This is a genomic window from Paraburkholderia suaedae (assembly GCF_040812055.1).
In the GTDB taxonomy this organism is placed as follows: domain Bacteria; phylum Pseudomonadota; class Gammaproteobacteria; order Burkholderiales; family Burkholderiaceae; genus Paraburkholderia.
Map to the genome: position 1 here is coordinate 334,748 of NZ_JBFOAH010000004.1, position 25,136 is coordinate 359,883.

General features: G+C 60.3%; 18 protein-coding genes and 1 pseudogene. 6 read left to right on the top strand and 13 right to left on the bottom strand.

Going from position 1 to position 25,136, the window contains the following annotated elements; all coding sequences use genetic code 11:
* Positions 1 to 32: 32 nt before the first annotated feature.
* Positions 33 to 629, bottom strand: coding sequence for a Sec-independent protein translocase protein TatB (tatB, locus tag ABQJ48_RS08810; RefSeq protein ID WP_367837434.1), 597 nt, complete (start codon positions 627 to 629; stop codon positions 33 to 35).
* A gap of 46 nt (positions 630 to 675) precedes the next feature.
* Entirely contained in the window at positions 676 to 903 is a 228-nt protein-coding gene (tatA, locus tag ABQJ48_RS08815) for a Sec-independent protein translocase subunit TatA (RefSeq protein ID WP_473094113.1), read from the bottom strand.
* Positions 904 to 1,215: 312 nt separating this feature from the next.
* Here tatA and ABQJ48_RS08820 point away from each other — a divergent pair, with 312 nt between their 5' ends.
* Complete coding sequence (locus tag ABQJ48_RS08820; protein WP_367837372.1) at positions 1,216 to 2,472, top strand: cupin domain-containing protein; 1,257 nt, start codon at positions 1,216 to 1,218, stop codon at positions 2,470 to 2,472.
* A gap of 153 nt (positions 2,473 to 2,625) precedes the next feature.
* A complete protein-coding gene (locus ABQJ48_RS08825) occupies positions 2,626 to 3,930 on the top strand; it encodes an Nramp family divalent metal transporter (protein ID WP_367837373.1) in 1,305 nt (434 codons plus the stop codon).
* On the opposite strand, the gene ABQJ48_RS08830 is transcribed toward ABQJ48_RS08825, so the two are convergent.
* Entirely contained in the window at positions 3,817 to 4,956 is a 1,140-nt protein-coding gene (locus ABQJ48_RS08830) for a LysR family transcriptional regulator (protein ID WP_473094118.1), read from the bottom strand. The genes ABQJ48_RS08825 and ABQJ48_RS08830 overlap by 114 nt on opposite strands.
* Positions 4,957 to 6,196: 1,240 nt before the next feature.
* Here ABQJ48_RS08830 and ABQJ48_RS08835 point away from each other — a divergent pair.
* Positions 6,197 to 7,219, top strand: a complete 1,023-nt coding sequence (locus tag ABQJ48_RS08835) for a YncE family protein (protein ID WP_367837376.1) — start codon at positions 6,197 to 6,199, stop codon at positions 7,217 to 7,219.
* 236 nt (positions 7,220 to 7,455) lie between these two features.
* On the opposite strand, the gene ABQJ48_RS08840 is transcribed toward ABQJ48_RS08835, so the two are convergent.
* Together ABQJ48_RS08840 and ABQJ48_RS08845 are read right to left on the bottom strand one after the other, a co-directional pair.
* Complete coding sequence (locus ABQJ48_RS08840; protein ID WP_367837377.1) at positions 7,456 to 8,610, bottom strand: porin; 1,155 nt, start codon at positions 8,608 to 8,610, stop codon at positions 7,456 to 7,458.
* A 94-nt stretch (positions 8,611 to 8,704) separates the two neighbouring features.
* The gene (locus ABQJ48_RS08845; RefSeq protein ID WP_367837378.1) at positions 8,705 to 9,691 is read right to left on the bottom strand and encodes a LysR family transcriptional regulator; all 987 of its coding nucleotides are present in this window, start codon (positions 9,689 to 9,691) and stop codon (positions 8,705 to 8,707) included.
* A 786-nt stretch (positions 9,692 to 10,477) separates the two neighbouring features.
* Here ABQJ48_RS08845 and ABQJ48_RS08850 point away from each other — a divergent pair.
* Positions 10,478 to 11,605: a VIT1/CCC1 transporter family protein gene (locus ABQJ48_RS08850; protein ID WP_367837379.1), complete on the top strand. Its 1,128-nt coding sequence runs from the start codon at positions 10,478 to 10,480 to the stop codon at positions 11,603 to 11,605.
* A 150-nt stretch (positions 11,606 to 11,755) separates the two neighbouring features.
* On the opposite strand, the gene ABQJ48_RS08855 is transcribed toward ABQJ48_RS08850, so the two are convergent.
* Positions 11,756 to 13,798 carry an alkaline phosphatase family protein gene (locus ABQJ48_RS08855; protein WP_367837381.1) on the bottom strand — a complete coding sequence of 681 codons (2,043 nt, stop codon included), beginning with the start codon at positions 13,796 to 13,798 and terminating at the stop codon, positions 11,756 to 11,758.
* A gap of 639 nt (positions 13,799 to 14,437) precedes the next feature.
* Between ABQJ48_RS08855 and ABQJ48_RS08860 the strand changes: the two genes are divergently transcribed.
* Both ABQJ48_RS08860 and ABQJ48_RS08865 read left to right on the top strand, forming a co-directional pair.
* The gene (locus tag ABQJ48_RS08860) at positions 14,438 to 15,664 is read left to right on the top strand and encodes a porin (protein ID WP_473094114.1); all 1,227 of its coding nucleotides are present in this window, start codon (positions 14,438 to 14,440) and stop codon (positions 15,662 to 15,664) included.
* A 357-nt stretch (positions 15,665 to 16,021) separates the two neighbouring features.
* A pseudogene (locus tag ABQJ48_RS08865) lies at positions 16,022 to 16,440 on the top strand (IS6 family transposase); the annotation flags it as partial.
* A 15-nt stretch (positions 16,441 to 16,455) separates the two neighbouring features.
* Here ABQJ48_RS08865 and ABQJ48_RS08870 read toward each other — a convergent pair.
* The 7 genes from ABQJ48_RS08870 to ABQJ48_RS08900 form a co-directional block, all read right to left on the bottom strand.
* Positions 16,456 to 17,202 carry a TonB family protein gene (locus ABQJ48_RS08870; RefSeq protein WP_367837383.1) on the bottom strand — a complete coding sequence of 249 codons (747 nt, stop codon included), beginning with the start codon at positions 17,200 to 17,202 and terminating at the stop codon, positions 16,456 to 16,458.
* A 1-nt stretch (position 17,203) separates the two neighbouring features.
* Positions 17,204 to 17,605: an ExbD/TolR family protein gene (locus tag ABQJ48_RS08875; RefSeq protein WP_367837384.1), complete on the bottom strand. Its 402-nt coding sequence runs from the start codon at positions 17,603 to 17,605 to the stop codon at positions 17,204 to 17,206.
* Position 17,606: 1 nt separating this feature from the next.
* Positions 17,607 to 18,299, bottom strand: coding sequence for a MotA/TolQ/ExbB proton channel family protein (locus tag ABQJ48_RS08880; protein ID WP_367837385.1), 693 nt, complete (start codon positions 18,297 to 18,299; stop codon positions 17,607 to 17,609).
* A gap of 18 nt (positions 18,300 to 18,317) precedes the next feature.
* A complete protein-coding gene (locus ABQJ48_RS08885; protein WP_367837386.1) occupies positions 18,318 to 20,483 on the bottom strand; it encodes a TonB-dependent receptor in 2,166 nt (721 codons plus the stop codon).
* 217 nt (positions 20,484 to 20,700) lie between these two features.
* Positions 20,701 to 23,490 (bottom strand): bifunctional YncE family protein/alkaline phosphatase family protein, encoded by a 2,790-nt coding sequence (locus ABQJ48_RS08890; RefSeq protein ID WP_367837388.1) that lies wholly within the window; start codon positions 23,488 to 23,490, stop codon positions 20,701 to 20,703.
* Positions 23,491 to 23,595: 105 nt separating this feature from the next.
* On the bottom strand, positions 23,596 to 24,033 hold the full coding sequence (locus tag ABQJ48_RS08895) for a cold shock domain-containing protein (protein WP_367837390.1): 438 nt from the start codon (positions 24,031 to 24,033) through the stop codon (positions 23,596 to 23,598).
* A 108-nt stretch (positions 24,034 to 24,141) separates the two neighbouring features.
* On the bottom strand, positions 24,142 to 25,008 hold the full coding sequence (locus ABQJ48_RS08900) for a LysR substrate-binding domain-containing protein (RefSeq protein WP_367837392.1): 867 nt from the start codon (positions 25,006 to 25,008) through the stop codon (positions 24,142 to 24,144).
* Positions 25,009 to 25,136 lie beyond the last annotated feature (128 nt).

Sequence of the window (25,136 nt, forward strand, 5' to 3'; positions counted from 1 at the left end):
ACTGACCTTGCTGTACATCTGGCCGTAGAGCTTCACGCGAGACGCTTGCAATTCCGTCCCAGCGCCTTGCTGGCCGCCATCGAGACAACGCGGGTGCGCTTGACCGCGGCGCCTCGGCCGCCTGATACCGAACTGAGCCACGTCGCCCGCGTTTGGCGGCCGGCAAATGCCGGTGCCATGGACGAAACAGCATTTGCGCGAGGCGCGTTAACCGAGGCATCGGACTGTCCCGACATCGGCAACTGCGTGGGGCGAACCTTGAATAGATCCACGTGCAAATCGCCGGTACGGTCGTGGACGGAGGGCAGGTCGGCGGTTGGCAACACTTCTTTGAAGCTTGCTGCCGCCGCGTCGACGCCAGCTTGCAATTCATCAGCATGCTCGCGCACGGTACGGTCGACCGCGCGCTGCACATTGGTCACCGCCAGCTCGACTTCATCCTTCACTTTGCGCAATTCGTCGATCCGGATCTGCTGGTCTACTTCCGCCCGCACGCTATTCAGATAACGTTGCGCGCGCCCTAGTAACGTGCCGGCGGTGCGCGCGACGCGGGGAAGTCGTTCTGGACCGAGCACGACCAGTGCAACCGTGCCGATGACGGCCATTTTCGAAATGTCGATGTCAAACATGGCAATCGTCCCTCCAGTTTTTAGCGGACTCAATGAGATGCACGGGTCATTGTTGCGAAATTGCCGGGTGATCCCGCACGTCAATGTGCGCGGGCGCCGGCGCCGCCGTCGCGGCGGCGTCTGCAGCAACCGGCTCGACTTCCTGCATGCCTTCCTTGAAACCCTTGATCGCTCCGCCGAGGTCGACGCCGATGTTGCGGATCTTTTTCGTGCCGAACACTAGTGCAACGATTGCCAGAACGATCAGCCAGTGGCTAATGCTAAGGCTACCCATCATCAACTCCTTTTCTATGCAATGAACTTTACAGCAGTCCGTTTCAGGTTCTGCTGATCGTAGTGGCATTCGCGCCTGGTGTGTATCAAACGTTCTTATAGGTTTTGCAAAGAAACATTGATTGTTAATTTACGCCGCACATTTCTAATATTTGCCGCATGGAGCGGATGGCGATGACACGATTCAGCAGAGAGCCGCGACGGTTCACTGCAGCACTAAGCGAAGCCGGCTTCTGTCCACACCTGCGTCGTACAGGAGTTTTATCCTGACTACCCGGGGATTGTTAAATAGTAGTACTTACGAGAACGAACCATGACTGACCTGAAACGTCGCAGTGTACTAGCCGGGGCGGCCGCCGGAGCTGTGGCACTCGGTGCAACGGCCGCTGCGAAAGCCGCCGAATTCGGCAATCCAGACCGTCCTTTGCAAGGAAATATCAACTCGACGCCCGCGGCGATTTCCGAGCCGGGCCCGCAGAATCCGCAACTGCGCGACGTTTTGCCATCGTTCAACAATCCGCCGCCTACAGACGTCGGCGGAATGCAGATTCCATGGGCATCCTTCAATGAGGCGCACAAGCGCGTACAGGCCGGCGGCTGGGCACGCGAGGTGACGACCAAGGCGTTCCCAGTATCGAAGGACATCGCGGGCGTGAACATGCGCCTCGGACCGGGCGGTGTGCGGGAACTGCACTGGCACCAGCAGGCCGAGTGGGCCATCATGGTCACGGGGGAGGTTCGTATCACGACGATCGACACCAAGGGCCGCGCCGAGGTCGCCGATGTGCAAGCCGGCGACATCTGGTACTTCCCACCGGGCCTGCCGCATTCGCTGCAAGGCTTGGGCAGCGACGGGGGCGAATTCGTGCTGGCCTTCGACAACGGCGCAGCAGGCGAATTTAACACGCTGATGGTATCGGACTGGATGGCGCACACGCCACCGGACATTCTCGCGCAGAACTTCGGGGTGCCGGCCGAGAAGTTCAAGGAAATCCCGCTCGAGCAGCTGTGGATTTACCAGGGCACCAAGGCAGGCCCGCTTGCAGCCGACCAGGCCTACGCCGCAGCACCGAACGGCCGTCCGGACCATCCGTTCATTTTCCGCATGGGCTCCATGGCGCCGACGTTGGCCCAGCCGGGCGGTGAAGTGCGCATCGTCGATAGCAGCAACTTCCCGGTTTCGAAGACCGTGGCGGCCGCGATGGTGACGCTCCGTCCGGGTGGTTTGCGCGAGATGCACTGGCATCCGGATGCGGATGAATGGCAGTACTTCATCCAGGGTAGCGGCCGCATGACCGTGTTCAACGCGGGCCCGGCCGCTCAGACGGTCGACTTTAATCCGGGCGACGTGGGATACGTCGAGAAGAACTTGGGGCATTACATCAAGAATACCGGGAAGACCGACCTCGTTTTTCTGGAAATCTTCAAGTCGGATCACTTCTCCGAAGTGACTCTGGCGCAGTGGCTGGCGAACACACCGCGCCAGCTGGTGCGTGAGCACTTGCGCGTCGATGACGCCACGCTCGACGTTATTCACAAGCTGAAGAACCGTCGCGACGTGCTCGCGTAAGCGCACGCAGTCCGGCGCGCCGCGAGCACGCAGGTGCGACCTGCAGCGGACTCGCGGCGCCCCGCCTGGATTTCATGCTGTCTCGCTGTGGCTGCGGGGCACCAGCAGTCGTCCCGTATCGACACAACGAAGCACTTTGAAGAGGCGCCCACCATGTTGATGGCAATTAAACGCACCGCTAGCTACGCTTTGTCCGGGGAGTCAACCGCTGACACCGTCACGGCGATGCGTGCTGTCCTTGACAACAAACGCCGTGGCGTCCATGCGCTGCTGCCGTTCGCCGGCCCCGCGGTGATCGCCTCGGTCGGCTATATGGACCCGGGCAACTTCGCGACCAACATCCAGGCGGGCTCGACCTACGGTTATGAACTGCTTTGGGTGGTGCTGCTGTCGAGCCTCGTGGCGATGCTGTTTCAGGCGATGTCGGCCAAGCTCGGAATCGTGACCGGCCGTAGTCTCGCGGAACTATGTCGCGACGAGTTCCCGCGTCCGCTCGTGATCGGCATGTGGATCGGCTCGGAGATCGCCGCGATGGCGACCGATCTGGCAGAGTTCATGGGTGCGGCGATGGGCATCTCGCTGCTGTTTCATGTGGCGATGGGATGGGGACTGCTGATTACCGGCGCCGTCACTATCGGCATTCTGTCGCTCGATAAAAAGGGTTTCCGTCCGCTCGAAATCGTAATTGCCGCGCTCATCACCGTCATCGGTCTGAGCTATCTATGCGAACTCGTGATCGCACCACCGAACTGGCACGCCGCTATCTTTCACACCTTCGTGCCGCATCTGCATGGCAACGACTCGCTGATGCTCGCGGTGGGCATCATCGGCGCGACCATCATGCCGCACACGATTTATCTGCACTCGGGTCTGACGCAGAACCGCGTACCGGCGCGCAACGACTACCAGCGCCGCAAGCTGGTGCGGTTTTCGAACCGTGAAGTGGTGATCGCACTGGGCTTTGCCGGCTTCGTGAACCTGGCGATGGTGGCTATGTCGGCCTCCGTGTTCAGCAAGAAGGCGCCGGGCATTTCCGACTTCACGGTGGCCTATCACACGCTCACGCCTGTTCTTGGCGCTGGCGCGGCAGCACTGTTCCTCGTTTCACTGCTGGCTTCGGGTATCTCCAGCTCGGTGGTGGGAACGATGGCCGGCCAAAACATCATGCAGGGCTTTGTCGGATTCAAGATGCCAGTGCTGGTACGACGCCTCATCACGATGGTGCCGGCCGTCATCGTCTGCATGACGTGCAATCCAATGAACGCAATGGTGGATAGCCAGATCGTGCTCAGCATCGTCCTGCCAGTCCCGCTCATCGCGCTCGTGGTGCTGTCATCGCGACACTCAGTGATGGGTCGATTCACTGCGTGCCGCAAGCTGGTCGGCACGGCCGTCGTCGCCACTGGCGTGATTCTGGCCCTGAACGTGATGCTCATCTGGCAGTCGGTCTTCTCGTAACAGCGCGCGAGTGCGACGCGCGACTTCATGGCTGGCGCTAATGACGGTAGTCGTCCTAGTTTCCGAAGCAGCGTGATGAGGCCGCTGAAGATCCATGCCCGTATGCACACTCTCTATTCTCGTGAAATCCTCAAGCCGTCTGCCGCCCTCGGTAAGAAGAAACTGCCGGAAGTCGCGAGCCGCCGGTGGCAGGGGGCGGTCGGTGCGATGGGCCACACACCAGTGGCGTTTAAGCGGAAAGCCCTGCACGTCGAGCACCTTGAGCAAGCCGGCGCGCACTTCGGACTGAACCGCTTGTGTTGATAGAAAGCTGATGCCCATGCCGGCCATGACCGATTGCTTGATCGCTTCTTCGCAGCCGATTTCCATGAAACGCGGCGTCGATTTGAGACCGCAGAATGCGTCGTTGGCGGCGTTGCGAGTGTCAGTACCGCTCTCACGTACGAGCAGGCATTCGAGCACGATACGCGCATATGGGATGTCGGGTTCATGTGCCAGCGGATGCGTCGGCGCCGCCACCAGTACGAACAGATTAGGTGCAAACGGCTCGGCTACGATGGCAGCGCCATCCGGCGCGTGGACCATCACAGCGAGGTCGATCTGGTCGCTTCGCAGCAAGACGATGAGTTGATCGCGACTGCGCACCGTCATGTCGAGATCGACCCCGGCGTTGCGCCGCATGAACGAGTCGATCAGATGTGGAAAGAAGTAGCTGCCCGAGGTAATCAATCCGATTCGCAGACGCTTGATGCTGCCTGTCATGAGGTCCGTCAGTGATTGCTCGGCGGTCTTCAGATCTGCAAGAATTACCCGGCAGTGACGCAGCATCAGCTCGCCTGCTTCGGTCAGCGCGATCCGCTTACCGGCGTGGCGAAACAGCGGCAAGCCAGCCTGATCTTCCATCTGCTTGATCTGCATCGATACGGCGGGCTGGGTCAGGTGAAGGTCCTCAGCTGCGCGGGAAAAACTCAAGTTACGCGCCACACTTTCGAAAGTCTTGAATTGTCGAATCGTTATATTTTTCATGTGAGATCCCGCGTCTCGTTTCAGGAACCTGACTACGCCCACGAGAGGTGTGGGGCTCGACCGCAGTTTATCGTTGAAGCGCGACACCATGTCGCAATAGTGAATTGACGTTGGCGACACAATCTTGGTGAATTGCTACCTTTCAAAAGTGGACTGACCGTCAGATCCGATTCGCCTTGGATACAAATACCTTGGAGACCAGCGCGAATTTGCAAGGACGCTTCAAACATGCGGATCACCTTCCGTTGGTCCTATCACAGGCCAATTCAATGCCTCAGGCAAGACCTGATCAATGTTTGGGGGGCTTCACGCTTGCCGGGTACAGCCATTCTCGGCCGCTTACGCTGACGGCCACTTGACGCTGCGATTACAACTGCGCCATCGTGACGCAAATGCTGGCCGGCCTGACGGTCGTTGCATGTTGCCCTGTGCCTGTTTGCCGGTCCTCGGACATCAGTTCTGTCATGAAACGGCTCGATGCCACGTCGCGCGCGCGAGGCGCCGTTGCCATGCGGAATTCGGCGCATAGGTCACACCGACGTCGGCAACAACAAATCAGCGTGTCTCAAGAGCAGCGCTACCTTTATGGCGACGCATGTGACGAAAAAGTAATCTTTCGGTCAGCGCATGGATAAGCTGTGGTTGTGCACAATCGTCACCTGACATTCGAATTGTCGAATCCACTCCAGGTCGCGGCGGACTGATTTCGCTTGTTTCAAATGAACCCTTAACTTCAACGAAAGTGACGGCCCCGCCGATGGTGTACGCGCCCTGGAGGCCGGCGCGGACGATCATCTGAACAAGCCCTTCGATTCACGTGAACTGGTCGCTCGATGTCGGGCGTTAGTACGTCGCTCGCAGCGACCGCATTTCGGATCGGATCCGTCACGGGGACTACTTATCGACACGGCGTCGCGATCCGTGATAGGTGCAGGGGTATCGGTCTCCATATAGGGACGCGAGTGGGCAATTCTGCTTCAGCTCATTGCCTGTCTCTGCATACCTCAGTCGTCGTCCATGCCCGAAGAGCAATACGATTCGGATTCATATTTCAAACCTTCTGAAGAAGCCCGGCGCGGAAGTTGTCGAAACGGTGCGGAGGCCGAATATGTTATCCGAGACGAGTAGGGGAGAAGTGACGTTTAATCTGCAAGCGGATGTGATCGCGCGGGTGCTCTAGACACGCAACCGCACTTACCAATCAATGATTCAATTTTCCGGATTCATTGCGAGCAAACTCATGAAAATTCGCTTTCGCCTGCTCGTTGCCGCCGGCCTTTGCATTGCATCGAATGCATTCGCGGCACAACCTGCCACCACTCCACTCACGCTTCTTTCCACTACTCCGTTGCCCAACGTGACCGGCGGCGACTTCGATCATTTCGCAGTCGATCTGTCCCGTTCGCGTCTTTATGTGTCGGCGGAGACGTATGGCTCCATCGAAGTATTCAGTCTGCCCGAGGGCGGACACATCTCGAGTATCAGGGCGGTTGCGAAAGCGCCACACAAGATTCTGCTGGCAAATGGAGGCAAGGAACTGCTTGTAGCCGACGCAGGCGACGCGGACGTCAAGGTACTCGACACGACGCATTTCAAGGTCGGGAAAACCATCGCACTCGCCCCGCAACCCGACTCCGGTATTGCGGACTATAAGAGCGGCATCTTTTATATCGGCAACGGCGGTGCGCAGTCACATCAGGATCATGCTTACATCAGTCTGATCTCGCTCAAAAGCTATTCCGTGATGGGTCGCATCGACGTGCCCGCCGGCCAATTGAAAGCCATGGTCATCGATCCGGCGACGCACCGCCTGTTCGTGAACATGCGCGACAAAAACGAAATCGGCGTGATCGATTTGCGCACACGCACATTGACGGACACGTGGCACGTCCCGGGCCCGAGCCGAAACTCGGCAATGGCCTTCGATCCAAAGAGCGAGCGCCTGTTTATCGGGTCGCGCGACCCCGGCAAGCTGTTCGTGATGAATGCGCTCGACGGCTCGATCGTCCAGTCGCTCGACATCGTCAACACGTCGGACGACATGACTGTCGACGCGGCCCATCATCACCTGTACATCACCGGGTCGACCGGTCTGGATGTCGTCGATCCTGTCGGGCCGGATCAGTACGCGGTCAAACAGCATCTCGACACACTCGGCGGCAAGACTTCGGTCTACATCCCGTCGCTCCAACGGCTCTATGTCGTTCATACGAAGGGACCCGACGCGGCGATGGCGGGACTGCAGGTGTTTAGTGTGCGCTGATGCCGAAACCGCACTGTCGAAGCCGGGCCAGGCATCGGACCTGGTCAACGCGCGGCGCTACTCAGGCCTTCTCTATCGCAGGGTTGAAAACGCGGCGGCTCAGTTCTGACCTAATTGAATTCTCTATCCAGCATAGGCGGCCCTCCGGTCGGGGTCGGTGTCGAACCGATCCAGCGACGCAATGCGTCCCGCCAGGTTATCGGGCACACTGCCCGATAACCACAAAGCGCGTGCGCTTAAAATGCGTGCCGGATGCCGACGCGCGCAAGGAACTGATTGGCGCTCGACGACGGAGCATCCGCGCCCGTTATAAACGCGGTATTCAACGGCGCCGACACTGTGCCGCCACCCGATGCATGCTGGTACATGCCCTGCACATAGACGTCAGTGCGTCCTGACAGGTTGTAGTCCGCCATCAAGCCGAACTGCTGGTATTTGGGCTTTGAATTGCCCGCACTGCTGTTGAAGTGGGCGATCGTGTAGTTGTACATCGCACCGACATACGCGGCCTTCGTGAATTGATACTTGGCGTTGAGTTCGAAGTTATCGAATTTAAGGCTGCTCGCGGTGTTTGCGAAGTTGCCAACGTATACGGAACCGGTCGCGTCATTCAGGCTCGTATGGCTATACGCAAAGCCGAGCAATGCCGATCCGATCGTGTAGTTGATGCCCGCGCCCCAGACTTGCTGACGGCCGGCGAAAAAGTTGGTGTCGTCGGTTGCGAGCGAACCGCCTGTCGTGCCGCCCGGATTGTTGATCTGCATATAAGCGGCGGCCACCGTCACCGAGCTGCCCACGTATTGCGCGCCGAGGCTGTAGGACCGATTGTTCGCGAAGCCACCTGCCTGGTTGCTGAAGCCATACAGACCGCCGAACGTAAAACCTCCGTACGTATTGCTCGTGTACTTAACGCTGTTGTTCAAGCGGAACGAGTTGTCGGTGTTGTCGTTATCGTATGGATGCGACATCAGATAGCCGGCCCAGTTGCCGTTCGCCGTGAGCGGCGCGAGGTAGTCGACGACGGAGTCGTATTGGCGACCCATCGTCAGCGTGCCGAATTGCGCCGAGCTTAAGCCGGCGTAGGCCTGACGTCCGAACATCCGCCCACCTTGCCCGAGCTTGCCCGAGTTGACATCGAATCCATTTTCCAACTGGAAGATAGCCTTGGTGCCGCCGCCCAGATCCTCCGAACCCTTCAGGCCCCAGCGGCTGCCTTGCGCAAAACCGCTTTCCATCTGTATGTTCGAATGGCCGCCGGTATTGCTGGTGTAATTCAGGCCTTCGTCGATCAGGCCGTACAACGTGACGCTGCTTTGCGCCATCGCGCTAATAGGGGCAAGCGAACAGCCCAGCACCGTATTGGCGGCTGCGGCAACCAGGAATTTTTTCATGAATGCGGATCCTTGTGAGTGAGAACACCGCGCCGGTGCGTCGCTCGCGCTAATCGCGCAGCTCAGCCGACGTCAGGTGTCCGCACTTTAGGACCTACAAAATTTTGCCCAGCAGCAATTCAGTATTGCTCGATCGGTGTTGTGCCGGGCCGACGCACTCGTCTTTTTGTTCCTTGCGTTGCGTCGAATTGTGACGATAACGCTCCACAACAAAATCGACGAAGCTACGCAACGCAACGGCCATGTGCGGTTGCCCAGAATACAGCAGCCACACAGTACGTTCGTCGCCGCACAGTGTCGCGTCGTCCAGAAGCGCACGCAGGCTGCCGTCGGCCAGTTCGGCCCGCACGAACAAACGGGATAAGCGCGCGATGCCCAATCCCGCCTGCACCGCTCGCTTGACGACCTCAGGACTTTGTACGTTCATGATTGGCCGCACCACCACGCGTTGCGTGCCGTGATTGTCGCGAAACTCCCAGTAACGGCTTGGCGCATTCGACGCGAGAAGCACGTCGTGCGAGGCCAGTTCGCCAGGTGTGCGCGGCGCCGGGCAACGCGCCAGGTAGTCCGGACTGGCAACGATCACGTCGCGTGTTTGCGCGAGCGGTCGGCATACAAGCGATGAATCACGCAGGCGACGTTCAGCACTGAAACAGACATCGAACTCGCTCGCCACGACGTCGCTCATATTGTCGAACACGGTCAGCTCGAAACTCATGCGGGGTTCCTGCGCGCGATATGCGGCCAGAACCTCCGGCAGATCCGTGGTCGTGTACAGCGACGACGCCGCGATGCGCAACGAACCGGCCGGATCGCCTACTGCGGAGGCGATACATTCGTCCATGTCATTGAGCTGCCTGAGCAACTCGATGCAGCGCTTCCAATATAGGTGGCCCGTCCCTGTTAGAGATACGCGGCGGGTAGTCCGGTTGACCAGCCGAACGCCCAGGTGTTCCTCGAGCGTCGCGATACTGCGCGTGACCACCGAATTGGAAATGCCCAACTGCTTGGCGGCTTCGGCAAAATTGAGGCATTCCGCCACTTTCGCGAAGATGCGTATCGAGGCCAACTGGTTCAACATGTTCTCCGGCGCGCATCGGCTGACAGGCTTTGGGCGCTATTCGGCGGCGGGGCAGGGCGAGAAACCATAGGTGTGCATTCCATCTGCTGACGTCGAGCTCCACGCGGGGTTGGACCGCGTCACTATGCGCGCGCCCGAGCTCGGGAGGCTGGTTCTCAGCATAGCGGCTACATCCTTACCCGACGCCGTCCGGCAGATTACAGCATCGTCATTTTTTTATCGTTCAGACCTGTTTCAGGCACCGCGACGATCTGGTCTGGAATGGAATCCGCCATTGATGGAGGAGACGGACCCCCGTTGTGCTGCTTCATGGAAACACCATGCTTTTGCACGATCTCATGAGTAGCGGGCTAATCGACCAGCTCGCTGAACATTACCATGTGATCGGGCTTGACCGGCCGCGCATTCTAAGGCAATGCTGACGAAGTCCACCGTTGATCCGCTTCAAGCGCTATAGAACTTACTTGCAACGGCAAAGGCAGAAGACGATGAAACGACAGACGCTCGCAATGGCAGCAAATCGAGGGGCGGGATTTGAGACCCGACGCAGGCGCATGCGGCGCGCGTGAGTGGCCTGTGCGACTCGCCAACCGGCAGCAAAAATGGTTTCTAACGATTTTCAACCATGGGCGGCACCCGTATGCAAGCCAGCATGTGGGGAACCCCGAAATCGGCATGCGAACTGTTCACATTCTCGGTTAAGGCGCGCTTTAGGGTTTTGGTGTTCCGTGACACCTGGATACATTACGCTTCGCGTTCCAGAGACAAACAGGCGAGTGCTTCACCATGGCATCGAAACACGAAATAAAGCGGTTCAGGGCAAACCTCTCCGATGAACTTCATAGTGCTGCGTTATACGAAACCCTCGCCAACGTCGAGGAAGATGGAACCCGCAAGCAGGTGTATAGCGACCTGGCCAAATCAGAGCGCGAGCACGCGCAGGTGTGGGCCGAAAAGCTGAGTGCCAACGGCGTCCGTCCGAAGGGGAGCGGACAGGCTATCAAAACGCGCCTGATGCGGACACTGGTCCACCTTTTCGGCGCGGGTTTTGTATTGCCCACGCTTGCCGCAGCCGAGTACGCAGACCGGAATAAATATCACGGGCAACCGGATGCGGGGCACATGTCGGCCGACGAACATCACCACGCCGCAGTTGTCCAGACGCTGGCTCACGGCGGCGGCCCGAACATGTCGCAAGGCGCGCGAATCGCCGCAGCGGAATCATGGCACAAGGGGGTGTCGTCGGGGAACGATCTACGCGCGGCAGTGCTCGGTGCGAACGATGGACTGGTGTCCAACTTCTGTCTGATTATGGGCGTCGCGGGCGCGGGCACGGCCAACAAGGCGATCATGCTGACGGGGCTCGCCGGGTTGATAGCCGGCGCGTGCTCGATGGCACTGGGTGAGTGGCTTTCGGTGACCAACGCGCGGGAGCTGGCCAGCACACAGATTGCAAAAGAAGCCGACGAGCTGGAGACTTCGCCCGAGGCCGAAGAGCACGAGTTGGCGCTGATTTATCGCGCCAAGGGTCTGGACGTTGATGAACCGAAGCGCGTGGCATCGCAGATGATGCGCGACAAGGACAAGGCCCTCGATACGCTGACACGGGAGGAACTGGGACTGGACCCCGCGGAGCTGGGCGGGAATCCGTGGTCGGCTGCCGGCGTCTCCTTCTGCCTGTTCTCGGTCGGCGCAATTTTTCCCGTCATGCCGTTCTTATGGACGCATGGATTGCCCGCCATCGCGCAGTGTATTGCTTTGAGCGCTCTTGCCCTCGCGTCCATCGGAGTCTTCACGTCGCTCTTCAACGGACGAAATGCAGCTTTCTCTGCATCGCGCCAGGTTGCCATCGGGCTTATCGCTGCGGCTTTCACGTTCGGCGTTGGGCGGCTCCTGGGCGTGTCGGTCTCGTAGTGCCTGTCTATCTGCAGGCGTGCTTTCCAGCTTGCATTGCTGAAAATGGCCGCGTCTTCACAGGCTACGCATAAGTCAGGAGTTTTGCCGACAGATCGTCTTTGCGCGCGGCGATGCGTGGCTAGCCCGCCGCGCGCAGCTCAGAGGCGATTAGAACGGCATGGCCCCTTTGGCGCCGCTCGGCTCGTCAGCATTCGCGTTGCCGATTTTCTGGTTATCGCCGTGGTGACCATGGCCCGAATCGAAATTGAACATGTCGAACAGATCGCCAAGCGCCGGCGCATTGACAGGCACGTACCGGTTGTTGTTCCGCTGGATCGGGTTCGGCAGGTTGTCGCGGCTGCGGTTAGTGATCGGCGGCAGGCCCCAGTTGCGTTCGATGAACTTGGCCAGCGATGCGTGGTCGGCATACCCGTGTGCGACGCGCCCACCCTGCGAATAAGGCGACACCGCGATCATCGGAATGCGTGGGCCATCGCCGAAGAAGTCGACTGGCTGGATATAGCCCGAGTCGTAGTAGCCGCCGCCTTCGTCCACGGTAATCAGGATCGCGGTACTGGCCCAAAGCTTCGGATTGCTCTGAACTGCATCGACGATCTTTCGCACGAACGCCTCATACAGACCGAACTTTGAAGATGTCGGGTGCCCGTCGAGCTTGCCACCCGGCTTGACGAACGATACGGCCGGCAGCTTGCCTGCGCTGATGTCCGCATACAGGTCGGTGGTATCGGCGAGGTGTGTATCGCGGACCTGCTGGTTCGTCATGATCGACGTCTCGTACAGGAACGGGTTGCAGATGTTGCAGTAGACGCTCTTCGCCGGGTCGGTGACGAACGTGTTCCAGCCTTCGCCGTAGTATTTCCACGGAATGTGACGCTCGAGCAACGTGTCGCCGATCGTGCGCACCGGTGACGGCGGGATCGTGAACGGCGACTTCATCCTGTCGAGCACCGTACCGTCGCCGTTGTAGCCGGGGTTGTAGTTGTTCAGCAGGTAGTAGTGTTGCGGCGCGCAGTTCATCTTCGGATGGTACGGCAGCGACCCCAGATACTTGCTGATCGGCCCGACGCCCGGCTGGCTCGTGTCCGAGCAGTCGCTATAGCTGCCACCCGAATAGCCGTCCTGCGTGTACCAGTTGTTCGTGCCCGCCAGCGGGTTCGGATTTTCGATCTGATTCGACGGCGGCACCGTCGCATTGCCGTTGCCGTCGGTGTAGTAGTACGCGTCGGCGGCGCCGACCATGATGCTGTTCGCGCCCGTGCCGCCCATCACCGGCTGATGATAGTTGTCGCTGATCGTATAGGTGCGTGCGAGCTGGGTGAAATACGGCATGTCGCCCTTGCTCGAGTTGTGGAAGCCCAGCGCGTTTGAACCTTCCTTCGTGGTCTGGTCGGTGAACGACATGGGTTGTGCATTGCCGTTGCTGCCCGCGCCGATGGTCGTCTCGACCCACGCAAACAGGTCCATCAGACAGCCGCTCGGGTTACCGAGGGTGGCGTGGGACACGTCGCAGTCGGACTGCTGCCAGTTCTGGTAGAAGCGGTGCACCGGACCGCCCAGGTACTCGTCGTACAGTGATGTTTGCTGCGGCGATTGCAGCGGGTAAGGGCCGCTTTGCAGTGCGTTGTAGTTCGCGACGCGCGTATCCTTTGCGCCTGTCGGCAAGCCGGACGCACCAGTCAGCAACTGGCCGATGTCCGAGATTTCAAGCGATCCGCCCTCGGCCTGTGCGGCGGCATTGTATGTCGCGTATGGAGCACCGGTCGCGTCGCTCGCCGCGGTGGCCGAGCTGCCGGTGTTCGGCGAAGGCAGCGTGCTGTAGGGGTTCTTGATCGTTGGTGCCAACGAGAACTGTGTCGTTCCCGACACTGTGGCCTGATACTGGCGTGCCTTCGCGAAGTTCGGGCCCGGCGAGCCGTCCGCGTTGACAATGCCTTGCGACAGCAGGTTTTGCACCGATTGCCCGTTCGCCGGCTTGTACGTGCCAAACACGTTATCGAACGTGCGGTTTTCACCGACGATGACAATCACATGTTTGATTGGCGTTTGGGTGGCTGATTCGCTGTCCTGATCTTTCGCCGTGGCAGTGCCGGGAGATGCCGCGAACGCAAGCGCGGCGACGCCAGCGCACGCCGCGAGAACGGCTGGAACTTTCGAAACATAGCGTTGTTCGGACGCTCGCTGCTTTTTCATCTCTGCTCCGTTATTAAGGTTGACCACATTACCAAAAGTTACTTGCGGAGCATGACAGCGGCGAGACGGTAGCGCTTCAATTGGCTTTCTACCAGCGCCGTTGGCGGGGGGTGGCGCGAAATGTTTTGCGCAACCGCGGTACGTGATGACCTCGGTAATGCCAATCCCCGTCGGACTTCTGGCTGAGAAGGATTCGGCTGTCCGGGCGCGGATTTTATGACCATCGTTACTGTTCGGTGAATTCAGTTTTCACCAAAAGGACGCTGGAAGTGTCGCCACCTCCCTCCTTGGGTCGGGGATTCGGGCCGATTGAGGAAGCAGGGAAAAAATGACGCCGTATCAATCGCCCCGACAAGATCAAGTCGTTACTGAAAGGCAGGGTCTTCAGGGAGGGCGAACCGGTCAAGGACCATCAACCGGCTCAATAGAGTCGCCACGTGAAGTCTCTGCTCATCAAGTCGCCTGATACCGATGTTTCAGCTGTCGGCACCATGACCTGAAGGTTACGGCTTTGACATATATGTGTGAAACATACGAAATAGATAGTTGCGAAGTTCATCACTGTTCGCACGGCTAGACTTCGGTCTCTCGCGAACCCAGGCCCCGTTTGCGAGGAACATTCACTTCCGGAGAGATTTGATGAAGTACAAAGTACTGTCTGCTACGATGCTTGCAGCACTCGGCGCGACCGCAGCACACGCGCAAAGCAGCGTGACCCTTTACGGCCTGCTGGATGCCGGCATCAGCTACACCAGCAACACCCGCGTCGGCAGCACAGGCCACAGCAATGTCGCCTTGAGCAACGCCATGATGCAAAGCAGCCGCTGGGGCCTGAGAGGCGCCGAAGATCTGGGGGGCGGTCTGAAGGCACTGTTCGTCCTGGAAAACGGCTTCACGCTGAGCAACGGCAAGCTTGGCCAGGGCGGCCGTGAATTCGGCCGTAACGCCTATGTCGGCCTGTCGAGCAATCAGCTCGGCACCCTGACCGTGGGTCGTCAGAACGAATTCATGTACGACTGGGTTAGCCGTGTGTCGATGGAAAACTTCAACGGCGCAGGCGGGAATGTCTTCGCGCACGCGCTGGACAACGACAACATGCTGGGTTCGTTCCGCATCAACAACGCGGTGAAATACCAGAGCGCGAATTACGCCGGCCTGACCTTCGGCGGCTTGTTTGGCTTCTCGAACCAGGCCGGCGGCTTCGGGAACAACCGTGCATACAGTTTCGGCGCCATGTACAACAACGGCCCGATTCTGGCGACGTTGGGCTACACTCAACTAAACAACAGCTTGACCAACAACGCTGCGGGCCTGGGCGTAGTCACCAACACCGGAGGCGCAATTGACAGCAGCGCGGCCAGCAGCAGCGCTGATGCGGCCTTCACCGCAGGACGTCAGCGTATCCTCGGCGGCGGCTTGAACTACACGTTCGGCGCGGCGAAAGTTGGCTTTGTGATCACGGACAGCAAGCTGGACAATGCAACCGGTTTCACCAGTGGCACCGCGGCTCTGTCGCTTGCAAACTCCGCATATGTCCACTTCACGAACTACGAAGTGAACGCGCATTACAACCTTACCCCGGCATTGACCTTGGGCGCGGCTTACACCTACACCGATGGCAAGTTCAGCAACGCTCAGAACGCGGCATCGCCGAAGTGGAATCAGGTCAGCCTGTCGTCGGATTACAACCTGTCGAAGCGCACGGACGTCTACGCGGTCGCCAACTGGTCACACCTGAGCGGCGGTTTGTCGCCACAGGCGGGTTCGGGCCTGGCTGCATTTGAAGGCGCAAGCTCCTATATCGGCGGCATTGCGGCAACGAAGAACCAGGTGGTGGTGGGAGCCGGCATCCGCACCCGCTTCTAAGGCCGGATCGAACGGTTGAGTGACGGCTGGTCTTTTCGTGATCCGCGTGCGGCAAGAACGGGCGTTCTTCAACCGACGACCATTGATGTTTGCAACGTTGGTGCTGAACTCGTGGAAGCGGAGCATTCGCTTCCCGAGGATGAGCCGCGCATTGAAGGGTAGCCACATGGCGTGGTTGGACTGTCACTTCCGCATCTCAGAAAGCCATCTAATAAGGATAACTACGCTTGCGCCAAACAGGTAGTCTACAGGCGTCAACTTGACAAAGCGCGCAACATCAATCCAGTAATGCTCCGGAGATAGTTTGCGAGCGCCTCACGTAGCAGGCGCTCGCAGTTTTTACAGACGCCGAGCAAGATGCTGCCCGCCGGCATTGGCAAGGTATTGAAGCGGCTGCACTACCCGCTGGACGTGATCCTGCTGTGCGTCCGGTGGTACGTGGCGTACTCATTGAGCCTCCGTAACCTCGAAGAAATGATGGCCGAGCGGGGTATCGAGGTGGACCATTCGAGCGTGCACCGGTGGGTGATCAAACTGTTGCCGGTGTTTGAAAAAGCATTGCGCAAACACAAACGGCCCGTGGGCAGGAGCTGGCGCGTCGATGAGACCTACGTCAAGGTCAAAGGTCATGGAAATATCCATATCGCGCGGTCGACAAGCAGGGCAACACGGTTGATTTCCTGCTGCGCGCCCGTCGTGACAAGCCTGCAGCGCGCCGTTACTTTGAAAAGGCCATTGACTGGAACGGCGAGCCCGAGACGACTACCGTGGATAAGGACTAGCAATGGTCTTCACCCCTTGCTGTCGAGCGTGAAATCGACCCATAGCTGCTCGGGCAGGCTCTTGCCCTCGAGCCCATGCGGTGGAGGCGGGCACACGGCGTCGCGCACGGCCGCGAGCGCGGCATGGTCGAGCAGGCCTATGCCGCTGGACGTCACGACGTGTATCTCCGACATTGCGCCGTCGTGATAGACGAACCCGACGAGCGTCCGTCCGCTTATCGCTTCCATGCGGGCCGATTCTGGATAGCGCAGCGCCGCTTCAATCGCGGCGCGCAGCGCGGCCTCAAAACTCGCGTCAGGGGGGGCGGGGGCGAGGACGGGCGCTGGTGCGGGACGCGGTGCGGGAGCGGGAGCGGCAGCGGCAGCGGGAGTGGGGGTGGGCGCGGTGTTCGGCGCCGGAATTGGCGCGGGCGGTGGCATGATCGGCTGCGGCTGCGGCTGCGGTGGCGCGTGCGCGATGCGCGCCTGATGCACCGCTGGAGCGCGACGCGGCTGCACGGCCGGTTTCGGCACCGGCTTCGACGCTTCGCGTCCGACGATGGGCGCGGGCTTTGGCGCCTGGGCCGCCGGCGGCGCCAGCGTGATCGTCATCGGCTCATGCCGACTCGGCGCAGAGATGCGCGGATGAGTCAGCCACGCGCCGACGCCCGCAAGCAGGAGCGCCTCGACGGCCAGCGCGAGCGTGGCCGACATATAGATCGGCTTGCGCGTGCCGGGATGGGGCGCATGCTGCGCGGCGGTCGGCAGGGACGACATGTCAGTCCACCTTTTCCGGTTGCGCGGCCAGCGACACTTGCGTAACTCCGGCCGCGCGGCACGCGTCCATCACGTTCACCAGCTTCTGCAATTGCGCGTCCTTCGCGCCCCCGATGGTCACTATCGTATGCGCTCGATCGGGACGCTTCGCGAGCAGCGCAGTCAGATCGGCCGTGCTGAGTGTGCGGCCGTCGACCGACACGCTGCCGTCGGTCGCCAGCGTTACCGTCACCTTTGGCGGCGCCAGGCTCTGTGCGCTCGCGGCCGACGGCAGCTGCGTCCGCAGGCCCGCGTTCGGGATCATGTGCAGGGTGATCATGATGAAAAACACCAGCATGAAGAGCATGATGTCGATCATCGGAATGATCTCGATGCGCGCCTTGCGTGCCTCGAAGTACTTCACGTCATGCTCCCCGCCGGCCGAGCGACCCGATCACCCCGTGCGGGGTTTCGGTTTCCGCCTGCAGCGCGACCTGGACATCCGGCATGTCGCTCGTCAGGCGATTGACGAGCGCGGTCTTCAGCGTATCGAGCTGATGCACGACGAGTCGCACGCGACTATGCAGGCCATTGAAGAACACGAGTCCGATCATCGCGACGAACAGGCCCGACGCAGTCGCGATCAGCGCCTCGGCGACGCCGCCCGTCACCTCGGTCGGCGCGTTGCCCGGATTCGAAAGCACCTGAAACGCGTCGAACATGCCGACGATCGTGCCGAACAGGCCGAGCAGCGGGGCTAGCGTGACGGCGGTATCGAGCACCCACAGGAAGCGGTCGATGCCGGGAGCCTCGCGCATCACGGCTTCCTCGAGGCTCCCGGCGAGCGTGTCGCGATCGGCGCGACCGGCGAGCCGGCCCGCGGTTGCGATCAGGCTGCCCGTCGGGAGCCCGTCGTGCCGTTGGGCCCATGCCGCGAGCGCGCTCGCGCTCAGCGCCTTGTGCTGGTCCAGTTCGGCAAGCGCCGCGTGGGCGTCGCGCGCGACCCGCTGCAGGAACCACCCGCGCTCGATGACGACGGTCAAAGAGACGAATAGCAGCACGGCAATGACATACAACACGCCGCCGGATTGATGGGCGACGCGTAGTAGGGTGTCCATCGGCATAATCGATCCTCCTCAAAAATCCGCATGCAAGGTGACGTAGGCGGCCAACGGCGGGCCCAGGTAGGCGCCGACCACGTTGGTGGCGATGTAGTAGCGCTGGTTGGTGACGTTGTCGATGTTCAGATCGACCCCCCAGTGAGGCTCCGAATAACCGAACTGCAGGTTCTCGATCAAGGAGGCAGGCGCCCAGTCGTAGCCGTTGGCGAAGCCGTTCGTCATCCGGCTCATGTAATTGATGCCGGCACCCGCATGAAAGCCCGCCCTGCCGAAGAGACTGAAGCGATACGTCGTCCACAGGTTCGCCATATAGGCGGGCACGCCCTGCGGGACCGTACCGACCGCGCCAGGAGTGTCTGGGCTATAAGTGATACGCGCGTGCTGTGCGGTGAAATTCGCGTACACGTGCCAGTTCGGTGTGAGATCCGCGTCGAGCGAGGCCTCGGCGCCGCGCGTGCGCTGCGAATCGAACGCGATCTGGTCGTTGCCGAACGGGGTCGCCACGTGTTCCCGCTTCACGTCGAACAGCGCGGTGTTGAGCACGTAGCGCCCATCGTCGAGCGACCACTTTACGCCTAGCTCGTATTGCAGCGCCGATTCCGGCGGGCCGATGGAAAACGCATCGTTCTCCGAGTTGAAATTCGCCAGGTAGCTGCGCGACACGCCGAAATACGGTGTCATCCAGGGCGTGACCTTGTACAGCACGCCGGCGTTCCAGCTTGTCGGTGCATCGTTGCGCGTATACGTATTGCCCTGAACCAGCGCGATGCCGTCGTTGGCGGTACGGTTCGGCTCGCCGGGGAGGGGGTTCAGGGTCAGCGACGTATCGAACCAGTCCTTGCGCACGCCCGCGCGAATCTTGAGCTTGTCCGTCACGTCCACCTGATCGGTCGCGTAAACGCTGTAGAAGTTCGCGTACACATGGTCGTTCTGGCACGAGTGAGAGGGCGCGCACTGGAAATGCAGGCTTGCGATGGAGGTTTCCGTCGGAACGGGCGCGAAGATGTCGTCGATGTTTGGAAGGTCTGCCGTCGCCTTGACAGTGTTGAGATCCTGGTTCAGGTATTCGAAGCCCGTCAGCAGCGTATGGTGGATGCTGCCCGTCGAAAATTTCCAAACCGGCTCCAACTGGTAGTCGGTCGTGTTGAGCGAATCGTTCTGATTGCGCAGCTGGCGGCCGGTGAATGTGTTGCCCTTGACCTTCGCGTGCGTACTGTCGCCGTTGCTGTAGAAGTCCAGCGTGTGGTGCATGTACGACAGGCGATTGTTGATCGTGAGGTAGTCGCTGATGCGCCACTCGTCCGTAAGCGTGGCGCGTACGTAGTTGCCGTGTGCGTTCGCGAACGGCGTCGAATATTTGGCGTCGAACGGGACATTGCGGATCGGCGCCCCCTTGTAATAGATCATCCCGTATGAGTCGGGCGTTGCCATATAGTCCTGCGCGTCGATCGAGAATTCGATCTTGTGGTCGCCGATTTTCCATTGCAGATCGGGACGGATTTCCTTGTTCCACGATGCCAGGTCGCGGTAGCCGTCGGAGCGGCCGGCGGCGGCGTCCACGCGATAGTTCAGTCCGTCGATGCCGGTTGGACCGGTGACGTAGCCACTGGCGTTAACGGTACCAAACGAACCGGCCTGGATATTTCCGCCCCAGTGGAACTGCGCCGACGGCGTGTAGTGGATCAGGTTTATCGCGCCGCCCGGAGGGCCGCTGCCGAGCAGCGCCGACCCCGGTCCTTCGAGCACTTCGATGCGCTCGACGCCCAGCAGCGAACGCGTCGGGCCGTTGACCTGGTCGCCGTCCGAGAAGCCGTCGTCATAGGTCTGCGCCTGCAGGCCGCGGATCATGAAGTGGTCGGTGAAGCCTTTCGAATCGGTACCGCCATAGTTCACGCCGGACACGTTGCCGTTCCGGATCGCTTCCTGCAACGACGTGACGCCTTGTTCGTCGAGAATCCCGCGCGGAATGACCTGCACGCTCATCGGCAGGTCGCCGAGCGCGGTACCCGTCTTGGTGACGCCCGTGACCTGATACGGGTCGTTGACGTTATGGTCGCGCCCGGCCGCGGCCGTCGCAGCGTTGACGGATATCTCACCGAGTGTGCTCTCAGGTTGCGTCTGCCGGGTTTGCGTCTGTTGACCTTGTGTTTGCTGAGCCCTCGCGACATGGGGAAATGACAAAGCGGTAAACAGCGCCGATATCGCAATTGCGGTTCGGGACCTTGATAAGTTCTTTGGCTTCACGCGATGCTGGTGATTGTTGCAGACGATAGTGAGAAGGTCGGCGGGCGGCCGTCCGTAGGGACAGCGACCCGCCGTGACTGGCTACTTCGTGTCTCGCGCATCAGGCAATGCAACCCCGCCCGATACAGACGGACCGGACGACGCGACGATCTGCTTAATCGTCGTCGTCGTCGGCAGCAGCGACCGTCTTCGAGCCGTCGGCTGCGATGTTCGAGTAGATCGAGTGCGGGACGGGATACGGCTTGTCACCCATCACGCCCTTCCACTGCACGCGATTGAACAGATCCGGCGGAATCCGATCTTCCTTGGAGAAGTCGAAGTCCTTCGTCGCGTTCGCCCAATACGTCGCGTCATGCAGCGGATGAATGTCCTCACCTTGGGCAAACTGGTTGCCGTCGGTGCCGCTTGCCACGTTGCCCACGTTCGTGTTCTTCAGAATCGTCGAAGCAACGGCCGTGTAGGTCCACGAACCGTCCGACTTCGTGTCGAAGAGGTCCGACATCGGACGCGCGTACGCCGTGTTCAGGTCGATATGCTGGGTCCCGAGCACGTCTTCCATGGTACGGAGCGCGTTAACCTGGCTGTAGGCGGTGCTGACGACGGCGTGCTTCTTCACGTAAGCGCCGACGACGTATGCGGGCGAGCGGTGCGAGTCGACGTGATCGGAACCGGCTTGCGAGTCATCCTCGACCACCACGATCAGCGTGTCCTGTGCATACGGACTGCGCGCGACGGTTTCGACCAGCTTGCCAACGGCGAAGTCGTTATCGGCTTCTTCCTGCTCGGCCGAACCCATCTGGCCGACGTTCTGCGCAAAGCTGCCGGTATGGTCGGAGCCCATGCGGACCATTTCAAACGACGGGAGCTGGCCGTTTGCGACGTATCCTTGGAACTCGCGGTTCCATTCGAGTTCGCGGAAGGTGTCGGGATAGGCCTGGTCGAAGCCGCGGTAGTACGGGTCCGTCAGGTTGGCGAGCGAAGGCTTGAGCGGGTGAGCCTGGACAATGTTGGCACCGGCCGGATCGAGCAGCGGCTTGGCAATCGTGCCGATCGACCCAACGTTGTTGACCATGCCGCCGTAGTTGCGGACCGCACCGCCGGCTTGCAGAACCGCGTCGTAGATGCTCGCTTTCTCGTAGCCGAACGGCGCATCCGGCACCGACACGTCGGCGCTGCCCGGCAGCGCGTTGGCCGCGCCGCCCGGCAGCGACGACGTAGCGCTCGTGAAGCTGCCATTCGTGGCGAAGTCGCGCATGGCGGTGGTGGGGAGGCCAACCGGCAGACCGCGGTTGGAGCCTTCGGATTCATACGCCATGCCGCGGCTGACGCCAGCGTAGTTCTCCTGCTGCGAAACTTCCTCGGTCGGCGTAACGTGTGCGTGCTGCACCCACGACCAGCCGTCCATCGAACCGTCGCCGGGATCGGCGAAGTTGTCGAGCGTGACGAAGTTGCTGGAGAGGTTGTGGAAGTTCGGCGTGGTGGCCTTGCCGTACATCGTCAGCGTCGGATCACCGTTCGAGCCGTTGCCGAGGTCGCCGAGGATCTGGTCGAATGTGCGGTTTTCCTTCACGACGTAGATCACGTGCCTGATGCGAGCGCGCAAGAAGTTCATCGTCTCGCGATCGCTATCCGACTCCCTCACCGAGTAATGGTTATTTTCGTCCACCTGGGTGGTCAGCTGGTCAAGCACATCGCCCGTCGGGACCGGGGCGCTGATGAGGCTGCTCTGTTCCAGGCCGAACTGGTACTGGGCCTTGGTACCCGAGGTGTAGAGGGGGTTCGGGCCCGTGACCGACTTGCCGTTGATGAGGTACATCTGCGAGCCATCGGCGCTCAGCGTGATGTCCTTCGGCGCATAGGCGGTCGGGATCAGACCGTTGACGTGGTAGCCGTTCTCGCCAGTGAGCGAGATCACTGCGATCGAGTTGTCGCCGTTGTTGACCGCATACAGGGTCCTGCCGTCCTTCGATACGGTCACGTTGACCGTATCGCGGCCGCTGTATTTCTTGTTGTTGCCGCTGCCCTGGTCGTTGCCGTCGCCCTTCTGGCTGGCGATGTCGATCGTTTTCTCGACCCTGTGGCTGGCGGTATCGATGACGGCGACCTGGTCGGCGTTCGATACGGCGACGTAGAGCTTCGACTGATCAGGCGAGAAGGCCATGCCGTATGCATTGCCCTTCACCGGAATGCGCGTGATGAACTGCGGCGCGGCCGGGTTCGCCAGGTTCACCACCACGACTTCACGGTCACGCACAGACGAGATGAACGCCGTCCCGTCGGCTTTCAGCGAAACGGCCCACGGGTATTCGCCCCCGGGGACGCCCTGCTGGCCGGACGTGTTGAACGGACGCAGGTCGTATTCGGAAACGAGCGTGTTCGAGCCCGTATCGATGACGGAGATCGAATCGTTGTAGTTGTTGACAACGACCAGGTTCCGGCCGTCAGCGGAGACAGCCAGGCCGCCGGCATTCGGCTTGACGCCCGAACCGATACCCTTCGTGTGGTTCAGTGCGATGGCCGCGGTCTGCGACAATTGGGCCGACGGCGCAGCCGAAGCGCGTTTATACGCGTAGACCGTGTCGTCGGCGCCGCCGGCGCCGTACAGCGTCTGGTTGCCGTTCCAGGCGAGACCGTCGAACGCGTTGTTCTGGTGAATGACTTGCACCAGCATCGGGTGCGCCTTGTTCGCGCCCGACACGTCGTAGATGAAGATGTACTGGGTCGAGTCAGCCTTGTCCAGCGTGCTGTTGCTGGCGCCCGTGTAGACGGTGTTGTAGCCCGCGGTGATCACGGCCAGCGTGTTGCCGTCCGGGCTGAGTTGCGACTTGATGGCACCGCTGACCACCTGGGTCGACTTGGCCGAAAGCTGTGGATTGAGCAACTGCTGGACGGCGCCGGGAATGGCTCTCGGGGAGATGAACTGGCCGGTTGGCAACAGTTCCATGGTGCTTTGAGATGCTGCGCCTGCTTGGAGGGTTGGGAAGAGTATAGAACCAGTAAGTAATCCTAATGTAATGCTAGACTGAATCAGTCTGCATTTTTTCATTTTCTATCTCCAGAAAACAAACGGAATTGAAATCCCTGCTCCTGAACTGAACTTCTCAGATCTGTTCTGTACCGCTGATCTAAAATTGGAGCGGCTTGTACTGAGCGTTTTTTCCCTCAGCCAGCGGAGTTTAACGTTTGCGCATGTCAGAAACGTGAATGAGGGCGGGGCGGAAAAATGCGGATCGACTGGTTTTTTTATGCAAATTGTTATTCGAATTCCCGGCATTTGGGACTTTATGAAAAGGTCGCGATGCATGCACTTTTTTTGGAAACGTGATGTCCCCGCCAAGTTCAAATGTCGTGCAAAGCCGACCTCCCGGTTTTCCTGCAGCGATTTGAACCTGTTTGCCTGAATCCCAGAGAAATGCGCGACAAGGTCCTCACCACCGTCGTTCGCCGCGATAAGTGCAAAGGCTTTTGCATCGTTGAACCACTTCACAGTACCGTTGGCATCTGACTGCGCTCGCTCTCAGACTGATTGCTCAAAAAACGCGACCATTGTCCGTTGCGAATTGAACGTTCAAAAACGACTGGTAGCGTCGTGCGCTCAGTCACTGTGCAGCGTATCGCTTATCGCCTGCGTGATGCCGCGCCGGTCAAATGACGCGGCCTGGATCATGCCGACGGTGCGCAACACCGGCGGATCCGAGATCGACAACACGCGTAGTAACGGATCGTTGTGCCAGTTACCGCGATGCAGAACTGGCAACACCGTGACGCCGACATTTTCGCGCACCAGCGCGACGATCGTCTCGATCGAATTGAGTTCGAGGTATTCGTTGACCGTCACGCCGGCTGTCTGCAGTGCGTGCTCGACGACACGCCCGGTGCGCACCCGCCGGTCGAAACGCAGAAAAGGGTAGCTGCGCAGAATCCGCCGCGGATCGTTGTCGCCGATTTCGCGGCTAACCACCAGCATCAGCGGCTCCGTGTAAAGCGTCGTCCATTTCAGCGTGTCAGGCAGCGTCGTGTCGGCACGAGCGACAACTACCGCGATGTCGACCTCACCCGCCTCGACCATCTGCGCGAGTTCGTCGGAGCGCGACGACAACAGTCGCACATCCAGTTGCGGATGCGCGGCCTTCAAACGCGCGACGGCCAGCGACAGCGCGCCGATCACCGACACCACCGCGCCGATGGTCACCGGCCCGAACATCGAATCAGCCGGCGTCGCCTCGAGTTCGGCCAGCAGGTCGAAGATCTGTTCGACCTTCGGCAAGATCTCTTGTCCATGGCGGCTCAGCGCGATCTGCCGCCCGCTGCGGTCGAACAGCTGGCGGCCGAGCGCCTGCTCAAGCCCGCGCATCTGCAGGCTGACCGCCGCCTGAGTCAGCGCGACTCTCCCGGCCGCTGCCGCGAATGATCCGGTCCGCGCGACGGCTCGAAAGGTTCTTAACATACGGAGGGTCGGCATCGCTCGTCTTCAAGGAAAAGTTAAGTATGGGTAAGAAATATTAATATTTTCCATTGTTAAGCGCACCACATACTTGCCGCCAGCCCAGCCTTGAACACGACTAGCAGCACGATATGGAGTTGCCCAGC

Coding starts and splice junctions, on each gene's coding strand:
- tatB (WP_367837434.1), bottom strand. CDS start 629: ATGTTTGACATCGACATTTCGAAAATGGCCGTCATCGGCACGGTTGCA.
- tatA (WP_473094113.1), bottom strand. CDS start 903: ATGGGTAGCCTTAGCATTAGCCACTGGCTGATCGTTCTGGCAATCGTT.
- ABQJ48_RS08820 (WP_367837372.1), top strand. CDS start 1,216: ATGACTGACCTGAAACGTCGCAGTGTACTAGCCGGGGCGGCCGCCGGA.
- ABQJ48_RS08825 (WP_367837373.1), top strand. CDS start 2,626: ATGTTGATGGCAATTAAACGCACCGCTAGCTACGCTTTGTCCGGGGAG.
- ABQJ48_RS08830 (WP_473094118.1), bottom strand. CDS start 4,956: ATGAAAAATATAACGATTCGACAATTCAAGACTTTCGAAAGTGTGGCG.
- ABQJ48_RS08835 (WP_367837376.1), top strand. CDS start 6,197: ATGAAAATTCGCTTTCGCCTGCTCGTTGCCGCCGGCCTTTGCATTGCA.
- ABQJ48_RS08840 (WP_367837377.1), bottom strand. CDS start 8,610: ATGAAAAAATTCCTGGTTGCCGCAGCCGCCAATACGGTGCTGGGCTGT.
- ABQJ48_RS08845 (WP_367837378.1), bottom strand. CDS start 9,691: ATGTTGAACCAGTTGGCCTCGATACGCATCTTCGCGAAAGTGGCGGAA.
- ABQJ48_RS08850 (WP_367837379.1), top strand. CDS start 10,478: ATGGCATCGAAACACGAAATAAAGCGGTTCAGGGCAAACCTCTCCGAT.
- ABQJ48_RS08855 (WP_367837381.1), bottom strand. CDS start 13,798: ATGAAAAAGCAGCGAGCGTCCGAACAACGCTATGTTTCGAAAGTTCCA.
- ABQJ48_RS08860 (WP_473094114.1), top strand. CDS start 14,438: ATGAAGTACAAAGTACTGTCTGCTACGATGCTTGCAGCACTCGGCGCG.
- ABQJ48_RS08870 (WP_367837383.1), bottom strand. CDS start 17,202: ATGTCGTCCCTGCCGACCGCCGCGCAGCATGCGCCCCATCCCGGCACG.
- ABQJ48_RS08880 (WP_367837385.1), bottom strand. CDS start 18,299: ATGGACACCCTACTACGCGTCGCCCATCAATCCGGCGGCGTGTTGTAT.
- ABQJ48_RS08890 (WP_367837388.1), bottom strand. CDS start 23,490: ATGGAACTGTTGCCAACCGGCCAGTTCATCTCCCCGAGAGCCATTCCC.
- ABQJ48_RS08900 (WP_367837392.1), bottom strand. CDS start 25,008: ATGCCGACCCTCCGTATGTTAAGAACCTTTCGAGCCGTCGCGCGGACC.